Annotated in this window: 12 protein-coding genes and 1 pseudogene; 11 read left to right on the forward strand and 2 right to left on the reverse strand. The window is 65.3% G+C overall.

Features of this window, described 5'->3' with window-relative positions:
• Nucleotides 1-3: 3 nt before the first annotated feature.
• Nucleotides 4-741: a DUF4352 domain-containing protein gene (locus OC550_RS19040; RefSeq protein WP_262107512.1), complete on the reverse strand. Its 738-nt coding sequence runs from the start codon at nt 739-741 to the stop codon at nt 4-6.
• A gap of 703 nt (nt 742-1,444) precedes the next feature.
• On the opposite strand from OC550_RS19040, the gene OC550_RS19045 reads away from it, so the two are divergent.
• From OC550_RS19045 to OC550_RS19080, 8 genes are all read left to right on the forward strand, one after another.
• Nucleotides 1,445-1,855, forward strand: a complete 411-nt coding sequence (locus tag OC550_RS19045; RefSeq protein WP_262107513.1) for an MmcQ/YjbR family DNA-binding protein — start codon at nt 1,445-1,447, stop codon at nt 1,853-1,855.
• A gap of 380 nt (nt 1,856-2,235) precedes the next feature.
• On the forward strand, nt 2,236-2,538 hold the full coding sequence (locus OC550_RS19050) for a hypothetical protein (RefSeq protein ID WP_262107514.1): 303 nt from the start codon (nt 2,236-2,238) through the stop codon (nt 2,536-2,538).
• Between the two features lie 314 nt (nt 2,539-2,852).
• Nucleotides 2,853-3,962, forward strand: coding sequence for a fatty acid desaturase (locus OC550_RS19055; protein ID WP_262107515.1), 1,110 nt, complete (start codon nt 2,853-2,855; stop codon nt 3,960-3,962).
• 172 nt (nt 3,963-4,134) lie between these two features.
• Nucleotides 4,135-4,947, forward strand: a complete 813-nt coding sequence (locus tag OC550_RS19060; protein WP_262107516.1) for a hypothetical protein — start codon at nt 4,135-4,137, stop codon at nt 4,945-4,947.
• A 57-nt stretch (nt 4,948-5,004) separates the two neighbouring features.
• Complete coding sequence (locus tag OC550_RS19065) at nt 5,005-5,454, forward strand: hypothetical protein (protein WP_262107517.1); 450 nt, start codon at nt 5,005-5,007, stop codon at nt 5,452-5,454.
• A 464-nt stretch (nt 5,455-5,918) separates the two neighbouring features.
• Complete coding sequence (locus OC550_RS19070) at nt 5,919-6,224, forward strand: hypothetical protein (protein WP_262107518.1); 306 nt, start codon at nt 5,919-5,921, stop codon at nt 6,222-6,224.
• Between the two features lie 934 nt (nt 6,225-7,158).
• Entirely contained in the window at nt 7,159-9,312 is a 2,154-nt protein-coding gene (locus tag OC550_RS19075) for a glycogen debranching N-terminal domain-containing protein (RefSeq protein ID WP_262107519.1), read from the forward strand.
• A gap of 257 nt (nt 9,313-9,569) precedes the next feature.
• Nucleotides 9,570-10,421 carry a hypothetical protein gene (locus tag OC550_RS19080; protein WP_262107520.1) on the forward strand — a complete coding sequence of 284 codons (852 nt, stop codon included), beginning with the start codon at nt 9,570-9,572 and terminating at the stop codon, nt 10,419-10,421.
• Between the two features lie 61 nt (nt 10,422-10,482).
• Here the strand turns inward: OC550_RS19080 and OC550_RS19085 are convergent, their stop codons facing one another.
• A complete protein-coding gene (locus OC550_RS19085; protein ID WP_262107521.1) occupies nt 10,483-10,758 on the reverse strand; it encodes a DUF1540 domain-containing protein in 276 nt (91 codons plus the stop codon).
• A 203-nt stretch (nt 10,759-10,961) separates the two neighbouring features.
• Here OC550_RS19085 and OC550_RS19090 point away from each other — a divergent pair.
• The 3 genes and pseudogenes from OC550_RS19090 to efeO all read left to right on the forward strand — a co-directional run.
• Nucleotides 10,962-11,139 (forward strand): annotated as a pseudogene (locus OC550_RS19090) (Dyp-type peroxidase domain-containing protein); the annotation flags it as partial.
• Between the two features lie 263 nt (nt 11,140-11,402).
• Nucleotides 11,403-12,251: an iron uptake transporter permease EfeU gene (gene efeU, locus OC550_RS19095; RefSeq protein ID WP_262107522.1), complete on the forward strand. Its 849-nt coding sequence runs from the start codon at nt 11,403-11,405 to the stop codon at nt 12,249-12,251.
• The gene (gene efeO / locus OC550_RS19100) at nt 12,248-13,432 is read left to right on the forward strand and encodes an iron uptake system protein EfeO (protein ID WP_262107523.1); all 1,185 of its coding nucleotides are present in this window, start codon (nt 12,248-12,250) and stop codon (nt 13,430-13,432) included. Before efeU ends, efeO begins: the two co-directional genes overlap by 4 nt.

The raw sequence follows: 13,432 nt of genomic DNA on the forward strand, positions 1-13,432 counted from the left end.
CGTTCAGGCCCGTTCCAGGACCGTCCTGAGCCGGGGGACCCGCAGGACCGAAGGCTCCTGCTGCAGCGGGTCGGTGTATTCGACTGAGAACGCCGCTGCTCCGGCCGGCGCCAGATAGCTGATCCAGAATTTTTCCGACGTCCGTGCGGCGACGGTATCCGGCCGCCGGCCCGAGCCCTGCATGGTGATGGTGGTCCCGCTGGTCTGATCCTTCAGCCGCAGCTGCCCCGGCGAGAACAGTCTCGGCTGGTCGGACGTGTTGCTGACTTCCACATCCAGCAGGACTACATCCCCCCAAGTCAGGTTCAACGGCATCGGCCACTCGCTGCCCGGCAGGAAACCTCCCGAGTGGCCGTGGCCGTCAACGGCCGAGGCCAGCTGGATGCCGTCCCGCGGGGCTGGCGCAGCCGCCAGCGTCTTTCCCGTACCCTCGAGCCTGCCCGGCGCCAACTTGCCCACGAGAGGTGAAGGCCGGCCATCGGCCGACAGCCGGCCCAGTCTCGCCGCGCGCAGCAAACGCACGGAGCCGAAGGATACTGCAGCGGTGGTCCTTGACCGTTCCGCCGACTTGGCAACGACACCGAAACTCGCGCCGCCGATAATGACGGCCACGCCGCCGCCGAACAACAGGCCCAGCTGTCGTCGGCTCAGGACGGCACCTCCCCAGGTTGCGGCAGCCGCAGAGTCGTCCTGCGGCTCCGTCAAGATATGGTCTTCCTGGTCTCCAAGGACTCGTGTCATCGCCGGGACCGCCTTTCCCCCGATCGGCTGTGTCCCCCGATGCTCCCCGCTACATCTTGAAAAAGCCTTGTTCACCGGCTCTTCACACTGGCCTGCTGGCAATTGAGGGCCCGAAAGCACGACGAGGAAACGCACGGCTAAGAGCTAAATCAGTAAGGAGGGGGAATCGCCAGTCGTAGCCGACCGTTTTGGCCATCTGCCACTTCCTTGAAGCCCTTCGCCTGCCACGCTTTTCGTGGAGATATGAAGTCGGTGTACTTAGGCTTCAGCCAGAACAGCGCCAGCAGGGCGCGGATGGCTTCTATTTCTGTTCGGCTGGGAGCATCATGGGCCCAAACCCTCCGACGACCCCTGCAGGCTTCGCTCCGGCCAGCGACTCCTGGCGCCAGGGTGACGACAGCAAGCCCGGCATCCTGCAACGCAGCTGACACTGCGCCCCCACAGCTCCTCGATAGTTCGGCGAAATTGTAAACACGTGACGTCCCGGACAGCTCTTCGAGAGCCCGCGTGAGGAACCGCCCGAACGCCGATAACGGCGCATACGTCAGCTCGCTATTCATCCCTCTCGCCGGCTATTACGGTTTCAGTCCTTGGTCCAGATCGTTCGACCTGCCTCTGCGGACGTCGTTCCTCCGGCTCATCGAGTAGGTATGGATACGCTTACTCAATCTAGACTCGGCAGGCAGGCTGGCAAGGAGGTTCGATGGACGGCGAGACGATTCAGAAGCACGCCGCGGCCCGAACAGAAGAGCTTCCGGGAGCGTATCTCGATCACCCATTCGGTCCGGACTGGGAAGTGTTCAAGGTGCGCGGCAAGGTGTTCATGCTCCAGACCCGCATCACCGGCGAACCCCTCGTGGTCCTCAAGGCCAGACCTGCCGATGGCGCGGCGCTCCGCGAGGCCTACCCGGACATCACGCCTGGCTACCACATGAACAAGCGGCATTGGATCACGCTCAATCCTGGCGGGAAGTTCGACAAGCAGCTCGTAGAGGACCTGGTGACCGAGTCCTATCTGCTGGTGGTCGAGCAGAACCTGCCGAGACGCGAGCAGCCGGTCGATCCCAATACTTTCGGGCAGGCACCCCATGAGCCGGAAACCGGTCGAACCTAGCTCCCAAGCAGCGAATCCTTAACTGGGTCGGCACCGCCGGAGACTCGGAGACGGGGATTCTCCTGACCATGGCCAATGCCGCACCACTCTTCAGCCGGGCAACAAATTGCCGTCGAAGCCGAGAACGGCGCATATGACGTGGGATGGTGTTGTTCCGACCGCCGCATCTCGCTCCATTAGGGGTTTGGACCGCAGCAGAAGAGATTATGAGAGGCGCTGGGACAAGCTAGCGGCTACAGCCATTCATTGCCGCGGCAGCGCCGGTGCGGCCGTTCGTTGATGCGCTTCTTCTCCGGTCATGTGGCAACTTCAAGGGTGGCTAGTTCAATTGCCCTTCACGGCCTAGGGTGAGCGTGTAAGGACCATCGGAAGGGAACTCCATGTTTACCCTGCGTATAGAACATGCCGTTAGAGACTTCCGGATGTGGAGACAGGCGTTCGACAGCGATGTGCTGGACCGTGGAGCTTCGGGGGTCAGGTCCTACAAGATCTCCCGGCGTCCGAATGAGAACAACCACGTGCTCCTGGACCTCGATTTCGATACACAGGAGGCCGCCGCAGAATTTCTGTCCCGACTGCAAACAGACCTCTGGAAGGGCAACCTCATATCCCAGGCTTTGACCGGGACGCCCACAACCCAAATCATCGAGACCGTCGCCATCGGGACACCCGCTGTCCCCTAATCCCGAAGCCGAGCCGTTCTGCTCAACGGACCCCGGCGACATGAACCGGCCAGCCGCTGCGCAAACAGCAGCCGGCCCGCTTATCCTGGCGCTCCTGAAGTAAGGCCAACATGATCAGCTGTGGGTGGACGGCCGGTTGGGGCGACAGCGGCCCTGGTCTCCAAGTACGACCGGAACGTCGGCTGGTACGAACAGCCCGCGCCGCCAGGACGCCGGACCCTTCCGGGTGTGCATGACCTGAGCGTATCCTCAAGGCAGGGCCGGCGGTTCGAGCAAAGGACCGCACCCGGGCCCCTTGCAGTTCCGAGGTACCCATGGACGCTCGACGTATCGATCCCAGTCCGGAGGTCCCCCTCGTGCGGTCTGTCCCGGCGCCCAAAGAGCCGAACGGGATAGCGGCCGGGTACCTGGCCTTGGCCGCCGAAGTCCGTGAGGCGGGTCTGCTGCGCCGCCGGCGCGGCTACTACATCACGCTGTTCACCCTGCTCATGCTTGCCCTGGCCGGAGCCTGGACCGGCTTCGCGCTGCTGGGCGCCAGCTGGTTCCAGCTTCTTATCGCGGCGGTGCTGGGCATCCTGTTCACCCAGTTCAGTTTCCTGGCCCATGAAGCAGCCCACCGGCAGGTCTTCGCCTCCAAACGCGTCAACGAGTGGGCGGCCCGGCTGATCGGCACCGGCCTGGTCGGCATCAGCTACGCGATGTGGGTGCGCAAGCACACCCGCCACCACGGCTTCCCCAACCAGGTGGACAAGGACCCCGACATCCACACCGGCGCCGTCGCCTTCCATCCCGACGCCGCCGCCGCCAGGCGCGGCCTCATGATGCCCGTGACCCGGTGCCAGGGCTGGCTGCTCTTCCCGCTGCTGCTGTTCCTCGGATTCAGCCTGCATGTCGACTCGGTCAAATACCTGCTCCGGCCTGCCGGAGTCGACCACCGGTGGTTCGAGATCCCGCTCCTGGCCGCCCGCTTCGCCCTGCTGGTAGGCGTCCTCTTCTTCTTCCTGCCCGCCGGCATGGCCTTCGCCTTCATCGGTGTCCAGGTCGCCGTGTTCGGGTTTTACATGGGCGCCTCGTTCTCCCCGAACCACAAGGGCATGCCCATCTACCCCAAGTCCGCCCGGCCGGACTTCGTCACCCGACAGGTCACCGCGTCCCGCAACATCCGCGGCGGCATCATCATGGACCTGCTCATGGGCGGGCTGAACCGCCAGACCGAACACCACCTCTTCCCCGACATGCCCCGGCCCAGCCTGCGCAAAGCCGCCGCCATGGTCCGCCGGTACTGCCGGACCCACAACATCCCCTACACCGAAACCGGGCTGATCTCCTCCTACGCCATCATCGTGCGCTACCTCAACGGGGTCGGTATCGCCGCCACCGACCCCTTCCACTGCCCCGTCGCCGACATCTACCGCCCCGACTAGACCACCCCGCAGCGGAAAGCACCGGCGCCCCGTCCAAAGGATTGTTCCCCGGCCCGGACGCCCCGGTCCTGACGGCCTCGCTGACGCAAGTACCTCGGATAGCAGGCTCGCGCTGCACTTCCCCCGGTTTCCGGCCTGCCGCAAGTTCCGCAGGCTTGCTACGTTTAGAGCTGTGAGCCCGTCCCACCCGGCCATCCTCATGGCCATCCGCAGCGGCGACTTCCACGCGACGATGCGGCTGATCGCCGCGGACCCCGCCGGGGTGACCGCGCAGTGCACCGGCATCGCGGCCCTGTACCGCAGCATCGGTGCCACCCCGCACGGCTCCCGGTCCCCGGAAGGGCTCTGGCACGGACGGCTGGCCGGACATTACGAATGCGTTCTGGCGGCGCATGCGGTCTGCATCGGCGCCGAACAGGCCGCGAAACTTACTGCCGTGCCGCGCCCGTTCGCCTCCCGGGAGCTGCCGCGGCTGTTTCCCGCAGAGCTGCCGGTCTTCGTGGAGACCTGGGCGAAGCTGTACCAGCGCTCACCCCGGTACTGGGACCGGGTCAGTCATTACCCGGCCATGTTCGACTGGGTCAAACGCGGCCTCATCGAACCGCCGACGGCGGACGGAGCGGTGAACCTGCTGCTGTCCCAGCTGCCCTGGGTCGGGAACACCGTGGCCTACCTGCGCCAGGCCGCCGGCCTCATGCAGATCACCCTGCCGCGGCTCTTCGACGCCGAGGTGCGGCCCTCAACCGGGGCCGCAGCAGTGGATTCCAACCTCGGGCCGGATGATCCGCGGCGCATCGACCGCACCGTGGCAGCACTGGTCACCGAAGGGCTCTGGGAGCCCGAGATGGTAGAAGCAGGCATCGCCCGCGCCTGGGAAACCCGCACCAGCCCGTTCCAGCGCCGCTGGCTGACCGGCCTAGGCGAGCTCCTGCAGCACGGCCAGCAGCCAGAGCCGGGGACCGCGCCGGCCGGCGGACCGCCTTGACCGGATTCCTTCCGCCTCTCCGGGGACAATCGCAGGCACCGATGGAAAAATAACTGTATGAGCATCAACGTCTCATCCCACGAACCGGCCCGGGACAACTCGCCGGAGTCAATGCTGCGGCTGACATCAGTGGTGGCGGTTTCGCGGGAACTCTACGCGGTTGATCCGCCGGCCAGATACACGGTCTCGGCCGCCTTTTCCCGGCGGGTCCTACCCGCCGAAACGACGTTGATTCAGGGACCGGCCACACACGAGCGGCTCAGCAAACAGGGCTACGGGCACATCAGCCTCGTCATCAACGAGGCACGGCTGGATATCGTGAACACCAGCCTGGAAGAGCTGAAAGCCGGCCTGGCCTCCCTAGTCGGCTCCCTCATCCGGGAAATCAGCGAACAGACACGCCATGAGCGCGAACAACGGGACGAAGCCGCCCTGTCAAAGCGCCGGGCGGACGCAGCCCGCAAGCAGGAAATCGAAACCCTGGCCCACGACATTTCCTTCGACTAAGCCACCAGGCGATGTCCCGCCGGCGCTAATCCACGACCCTCTTTAGCCGGCGACAGACCAACATCTCCCGGCACAGCACACCGGCAGCGCACCACCCCTAACGCCGGTAACGGTGCAGATGCTCGGCCTAAGTCCGCGGGCACGATAATCTCGTCGCCCAGGAGTTAGAGCGCGGCACACGCCCATCAAGGAAATCCAGCAAACTTCCACTGGGCCGGATTCGCAGAAACTCTTCCAGACGGGCGGCCGCGTCTCGCCATCTAACCTGTTCCTCCGCCCGGCCGCGGCTGCACCGGCAAGGATCTTCCCTTTTAATCTTTGGGCTCATGGGAACCGGTAGGTGCGTATGCTGGAACTGATGCACCTTTTGCGTGCCGCACGGGGCAGGAATCCTCCTGCGGCAGTTCGGTGCCACCCTCGTCGCCGGGGGCGCCGGCGAACGGAAAATTAGCCGGCGGTGTGAGATGGCTTTTGACCCATATGAACCGGAACAGCGGGCCATGCTCCGGACAGCGGTAGAGGCCGTCGGCATCCGCGCTGAAGACCTGTGGCTGCATTACTTCAGTCTGGGCGGCGCCGTCGGGGAATACGAAGTGGAAGCCTACCTCCAGGGCCTGCTCTCCCTGCCCCCTCTTCAGCGGGACATGATCGCCATGGCCGCGAACGAGCTCATCGAAGAAATACCCCGGCCCCGGGCTTCGTACTCCGACGAACTCACCGGTGGAACGACAGAAAGCCAAGAAAGTAAGCACCACATTCCAAAGCGCTGACATTGGGCCCACTGCACTCCCGGGCTTTTTAGACGTGCTGATCTTCCCGACGATGCCCAGAACACTGTCGATGGGGAGCCCGGCCACAATGCTTCGGGCCTGTTCATGGCCGAGGACCGCTCCGCAGACCAAGTTGATGCCTTCACGGTACTTCACGTTCAGCCTCTGCCCCAAGCGGCGCTAAGCCGATAACGGCGCATATGACAGGACCGGGTGTGGAAGTCTCTCTCCATTGGTTGGATGGCAGCACATTGCGCGATAACGAGCACGCCAAGTTGGAGCAGGACGGGCTGGAGTGACCACGACAACAGCTACAACACATTCCCAGCCAGAGGAGCGCTTCGACGGCACTGCTTCCGGGCGGAGGAACGCCACGACGTCCGCACGCATGGGCGGCATAGGCATCGCGCAGGCTAGGCGTAGAAACCCGAGGCCCGCCTGCTCGTGACAACACGTGGTTCGGTCGCCACAGCCCTGGCAGCTCGTTAAGGTCGAGCAAGAAGACGGGCGCCCCTGCGTGACTTGATAGGGTCCCCCACGCACCAGATCCGTTCCATGCGCGTCGCCTGATTTAGGAAGCACATACGAGTGGGGCCTACCGCTCCGATGAGAGCCAGGACAAGCGGCAGACAGTTGGTCCGAGGAAAACTTGCCCGACCGGCACCCGCGTACTCAATATCCAACTTCTTCGTCACTGCTGCACTCACTTATCGAAAGCTCCATTCGTAAGGCGCATCCCAAGCTGCCCTGACGGAGGTTCTCAAATGAAGCAACGTATCCGGATATGCGGAGTTATTAGAGAGTCAACGCGGGCACTGGCTTCAGGGAATAGACCGGCGTAGCGTCGGTTGAATCCACGAAGGCGCGGCGGGCGGTTAGACCGGACGGATCCTGCCGCGGCTTGCAGACGCGCATCCTTGGGAAGGAGCGGGGAATGGCTGGATGGAATGCTGACACGGCCGCCGGGCCCCTCGGATCCGGTACTGTCACCTTGGTGGAGGGCGCGTCCTTCTGCATATCCTCGGCGAACGGGGACATGTATCCGGAATACCCGCACGGGGTTTTCTTCCAGGACACGCGTATCCTCTCCCGCTGGAGTATGACAGTCAACGGTCAGCCGGTGGAGCCGCTTGCGGCGACGATGAAGGAGCCCTATCGGGCGCTGTTCGCGGGCCGCGTGCCCCGCTCGGATGGCTACGCGGACACCCCGCTCATCGTGGAGCGGCTGCGCGAAGTCGGGGCTGGAATCCTGGAGGAGATCACCGTCCGGAACTATTCGGCGGACCCCGCCGAATGCATGATCGCTCTGGCCGTTGAATCGGATTTCGCGGACCTGTTCGAAGTGAAGGAGGCGCGAATCCAGCGACGCTGGGACGAGACCCGCGAGCCCGGGGACGGTTCCTTGGTCATTCGCGCCAGCTGGCAGGACGTTATCAAGGGCATCGTCGTCAAGGCTGGCGGCGCCGACGTGGCACGGGAGGGTCTGATGTACCGGGTTGTCATCCCGCCGCACGGGTACTGGCATACCCGACTGAGCGTGGTGCCCACCGTGGACGCATCCGGTCCCGCGGGGCCGTTTGCGCATCCGGTCTCGGGCGAGATGTCCCCGCGCGACAAGCGCCGGCAGGAGTGGGTGGCCAGGATCCCAGTGCTGCGCATGAGCAACCGCGCCATTCAACGGACCCTGCAGCGCAGCTACGACGACCTGGGTGCCCTGCGCATCGAGGACCCGGACCATCCGGACCGGATCGTAGTGGCCGCCGGCGCGCCCTGGTTCATGACCCTTTTCGGCCGCGACTCGCTGTGGGCCTCGCACATGGCGCTGCCGGTGGACCCATCCTTGGCTCTGGGGACACTGCAGACCCTGGCCGACCGCCAGGGCACCCAAGTGGACCCGATGAGCGAGGAAGAACCGGGCAAGATCCTGCACGAAGTCAGACTCGGAGTCGGCACGGGTCAGGTGCTGGGCGGCAAGTCCGCCTACTACGGCAGCGTTGACGCCACCCCGCTGTTCGTGATGCTGCTCGGAGAGGCTAGCCGCTGGGGCTTCGCTAAGGAGACCATCGCCGCGCTGCTGCCGCACGCTGACCGGGCCCTGGACTGGATTTACAACTACGGCGACAAAGACGGCGACGGATTCGTCGAGTACGAGCGCCTCAACGAGCAGGGGCTGCTCAACCAGGGCTGGAAGGACTCCTGGGACGGGATCAACTTCGCCGACGGCACCCTGGCCGAGCCGCCGATCGCCCTATGCGAGGTGCAGGCCTACGTCCATAGTGCCTACACGGCGCGCGCGTGGATGGCATACGACGCCGGCGACCTGGCTTTGGCGGCCGAGCTGCAGGACCGCGCCGCACGCCTGAAAAAGCGCTTCAACGAGCAGTTCTGGCTGCCGGACAAGGGCTACTATGCCATTGCACTAGACAAGGATAAGCGGCCGGTGGACGCGTGCACGTCCAATATGGGTCACTGCCTCTGGTTCGGTCTTGTGGACGAGGACAAGGCGCCGCTGATGGTCGAACGACTCATGTCACCGGAGATGTTCACCGGCTGGGGCGTCCGTACCCTGGCCTCCGATATGCACGCCTACAACCCGGTCAGCTACCATAACGGCTCGGTCTGGCCCCACGACAATGCGATCATAGCGGCCGGTCTGCTGCGCTACGGCTTCGTCGAGGAGGCGCAGCGGATCGCCACGGCCCTGCTGGAGGCGGCCGAATACTCAGAGGGCAGGCTGCCGGAGCTGTTCTGCGGCTTTGGCCGGGAGCAGTTCTCCGAGCCTGTGCCCTACCCGACGGCGTGCTCGCCACAGGCCTGGGCGGCGACCACGCCGATTCTGCTCGTAACGAGCCTAATGCGGTACGACGCGCACGTTTCCCTCGGCGGCCTGTGGCTGGATCCGGTCCTCCCGGCGTCCTACGGAGACCTGCACATCGCCAATGCTCCGATGGCTGCCGGGCGGATCACCATCGAAATTTCCGGTTCCACCGCAACCGTCCAAGGGCTCCCCGAGGGCATGGTCCTCCACCGCGGGCACCGACCGTGGATGACAGAACTCGTGGAGCAGGCCAAACTGCATGAAAAATAGGGGGAACGGTCGGTGCTGACGATTGAACCACTCAGCCGCTCATCCTGAAACGACAACCTACCTACACTCTTCATCGGCTACTACCGCCAGAATCGGCACGGCCGGCGAATGCCGATAACGGCGCATATGTAGCCCGAAGCCCCGGGCTACGGAGTGCATCGACCGCGCTACAGGGACCGTAATAAGCGTACATATCCGTTGCTTAAACCGAGTTAGGTGTGCCTTACTAGACGTCGACCGTCCCGGAAGGATCACCCATGAGTTCGACCCCGCACACTGCCCCGGCACCCGCCTCGTTCGCCGCCGATCTGCGAGCCGCCCACGCCCGGTCGGTAACACGCCGCATCCTGGCGGGCGAGGGCGCCATCGAACTCACGGCGTACCGGGCCGGCGAAACGCTCTCCTCCGCGGTTCACGGCGTCTCCCGCTCCGGGCAGCTGGTGGTCGCGGATATCCCCAACCTCTTCCATTCGCTCGGCGGGTTCCACACGGCCGATGACATCGAGGTGCGCGCGGATATCGTCAAGGACTCCGCCGACCACAGTCTCGCCCTCCGTCTGGCGTCACTGCACCTGTTGGGCACGCTGCGCTGGTGCCGGGATACGGAGGAGGTGGGCGCGCTGGGCCTGCAGGGGCAGCTGGCGGATCTCGTCCACGACGTCGGACCGCGCGTGCGAGTGGGCGTGGTCTCCACCGAACGGATCCTGCTGCACGACTGCTCCGGCGTCACCCCCTACGGCGCTGCCATCCTGGCCGAAGAAGCCGCCGCCGCGGCCCCGTCGACCGACGCCCTGCATGACGCCGTCATGTCCACCGCCGCCGAGACCCTGGCGGACGTTGCCGATGCCGTGCTTGACGACGCACTCCCCGGCTGGACGGAGCGGCTCGACGTGCCGGAGGACACAGGCCTCGTCGCCGATCCGGCGCACTGTGTAGACGTGGACCGGCACTGCGTCACTTTGGCACGCTTCACCGGAGACCAGGGCTGGGTGGTGCAAGTGCCGCTGCCGTCGCCGCCCCATGCCCCGTCAGCGCAAGACGGCGTCACCGCCTGGCACCGTCTCCTCGACTCTCTGCCCACGCGGCGCATCACTGCTCCACAGCCCTGAGCACGGGCCCACAGCAGGCAGCGGGCTGCGCCGATTCAGGCGCGCCTTGTTTACGGCCGGGTCAGGCGACCGTGTAGGTGGCGCAGGTGGCGGTGTCAGTGACCTCGATGCCTTCGGCGGTGCACAGCAGGTCGCTGTTGTAGGAGCATTCAAGACGGTGACACGCGCCCACGCGGCCGGCATCAGCAGTAACAGGCCGGCGGGCATCCAACTGCACGAAGGTGCCACAGGTGGCCTGGGACTCGGCACCGGCGATCGTGATGGCCAGCGCGTTGCAGTCGTGGTTGTTGTTGAAGGAGCAGGAGGTGGTGGCGCAGGAGCGCACGGGTGTGATCATGGTGCTCATCCTTCGATCCAGGCCCAAGCCCTCGTGCCCGGGCGATGAATCAAGAATATGCTCTCCTGCGGCACACGCAAGCAAGGGTCACCCCCCATGGCTTTCAGAAAGGTGTCGATGCGTGTGCAACGGAAACGGCTTTGCCGCCCCATCGAGGCCCCGCGTGAGCTCCCAAACTTGAAGCCGCGCCCGGGCCGCGGGCGCTGCAGGAACTGCCGGTCTTCCCCGGCGACCTGCTCAATAACGCCCTCAGCGGCCAACCACTGCATGCGGGCCTGCGCTGAGGATCCGCAGCTCGCCGTCCACGCCGTCCGCAACCTGTCCCGGATTGCCTTCGGCCGGGCCGCGCTGCGCTGGTCCCAACTGGGATTCGGCCCGACATGATTGACCAGCACTGCACAGTCGACGGAACGGACCCTGCTCGGTTTCAAGGAGCACGGTGCACGGCCGAAAGGTCCTCTAGTACAGGCGCCGGGCGCAAGGTAAAGTCTTCACCGAGGGGAAGAGTTAGGTTAGGATAACCTCAGCCAGCCAGTCCGGAAGGAACGTCCGTGACAGCAATAATTCCCCGTGTGCGGCAGAGCGGCACGTCGCCGTCGCATCCCGGCGAAAACCGCTTTGCCGGCGAACATTGAGCCGTCCTCATGCTTGCCAACTACCTGATCGGACTGCGTGAAGGACTTGAGGCCGCCCTGATTGTGGTCATCCTGATCACCTGCCTGGTCAAGGCCGGCCGGAAGGACCTGCTGAACCGCATCTGGGCCGGCGTCGGTGCGGCCGTGCTACTGTCGCTCGGCCTCGGAGCGGTCCTCACCTTCGGCGCATACGGGCTTACCTTTGAAGCCCAGGAAGCCATCGGCGGCGCGCTGTCCATTGTCGCGGTCGGCCTGGTGACGTGGATGGTTTTCTGGATGGCGCGCGCGGCGCGGGGACTGAAGGCGCACCTGCAGAACCAGGTCGAGGTGAACATCATCGGGCACCGGGGCTGGGGCGTGGCGGTCGTCGCCTTCCTGGCCACCGGGCGCGAAGGGCTGGAAACCGCGCTGTTCATCTGGTCGGCGGTGCGGGCTACGGGGCAGACGACACTGCCCGCACTGGGGGCAGCGCTGGGGCTGGGCACCGCCGTCGTCCTGGGCTGGCTGATCTACCGCGGTCTGCTGCGCATCAATCTGCACCTTTTCTTCACCTGGACCGGCGCTCTGCTGATCATTGTCGCCGCCGGTGTCCTGGCCTACGGGGTGCATGACCTGCAGGAGGCCGGGATCCTGCCCGGGCTGCACAACCTGCTGTTCGACGTTTCGCCCGTGGTTCCCCCGGACAGCTGGTACGGGGTCCTGTTGAAGGGCACCTTCAACTTCTCCCCGGCCACCACGTGGCTGGAAGCGGCCGTCTGGTTCCTGTACGTCGCAGTGACCATGCCCCTCTTCCTCCGACGCACCCTGCGTCCTGCTCCCCGCGCCGCAGCGCCGGCCCCAAGGCAAGGACAGGCATGAACCCGAACCCGTCGCCCAAGCCCCTGGCAGCCGCCGCCCTAGCCATGCTGGCCCTTACCGCCTGCACCCCCAACAATCCGTCGGGACAAACAGCCGACGCGCTGACGGTCAGCAGCACCGAAACCGAGTGCACGGTATCCTCCGCCCGCGCCCCGAGCGGGCCGCTGACCTTCCGCGTCACCAATGCCGGCGACAGGGTCACCGAGTTTTACCTGCTGGCTGACGACGGTCTGCGGATCGTCTCCGAAGTGGAGAACGTCGGCCCCGGCATCACCCGGGACCTGGTACTCAACGCCCGGCCCGGCTCCTACTTCACCGTGTGCAAACCGGGAATGGTGGGCGACGGCGTCGGACGCTCCGCCTTCACGGTCACCGATTCCGGGACACCTGTCTCGGCGTCCGGCGACGAGCAGGAGCAAATCGACCAGTCCATCGTGAACTACAAGGCCTACGTCAAAGACCAAGTGGACCAGCTCCTGACCGGGACCCGGGAGTTCGCCAACGCCTACGCGGCCGGCCGGCACGATGACGCCCGCCGGCTCTACCCCGTCGTGCGCATGCACTTCGAACGGGTGGAGCCGGTCGCAGAATCCTTCGGCGACCTCGACCCAAAGCTGGACGCCCGGGAGGCCGACCTCGCCGAAGGGGACACCTGGACCGGCTGGCACAAGGCCGAGAAGGACCTCTGGCCGCCGTCGGGCCATGATGCCCTGACCCCGAAGGAGCGGCAGGACCTCGCCGACCAACTGGTCGCCGACACAACCACGCTGCATGAAAGCATCCCGCCGCTGGAACTAACGCTGGACCAGCTCACCAACGGCGCGATCACACTGATGGACGAGGTGGCCAGCGGCAAGGTGACCGGAGAAGAGGAATTCTGGTCCCACACGGATCTGTGGGACTTCCGCGCCAACGTCGACGGCGCCAAGGTGCTGTACGACGGTGTCCGCGACCTGCTCGAGTCCCGGGACCCGGCCCTCGTCGCCACTCTCGACGAGAAGTTCGATGACCTGCTGACCGAACTCGATCAGTACCGCACCAGCGGCGATGACGCCCCGCAGCGCGGCATCGAGTACAAGTACTATGACGAGCTCACGCCGGAGCAGATCCGCGCGCTCTCCGACAAAGTGAACGCGCTGGGCGAACCGCTCTCCCGCATCACCTCCACCCTGCTGGCCTAG

The sequence above is a fragment of the Arthrobacter sp. Marseille-P9274 genome (assembly GCF_946892675.1).
Lineage (GTDB): Bacteria > Actinomycetota > Actinomycetes > Actinomycetales > Micrococcaceae > Crystallibacter.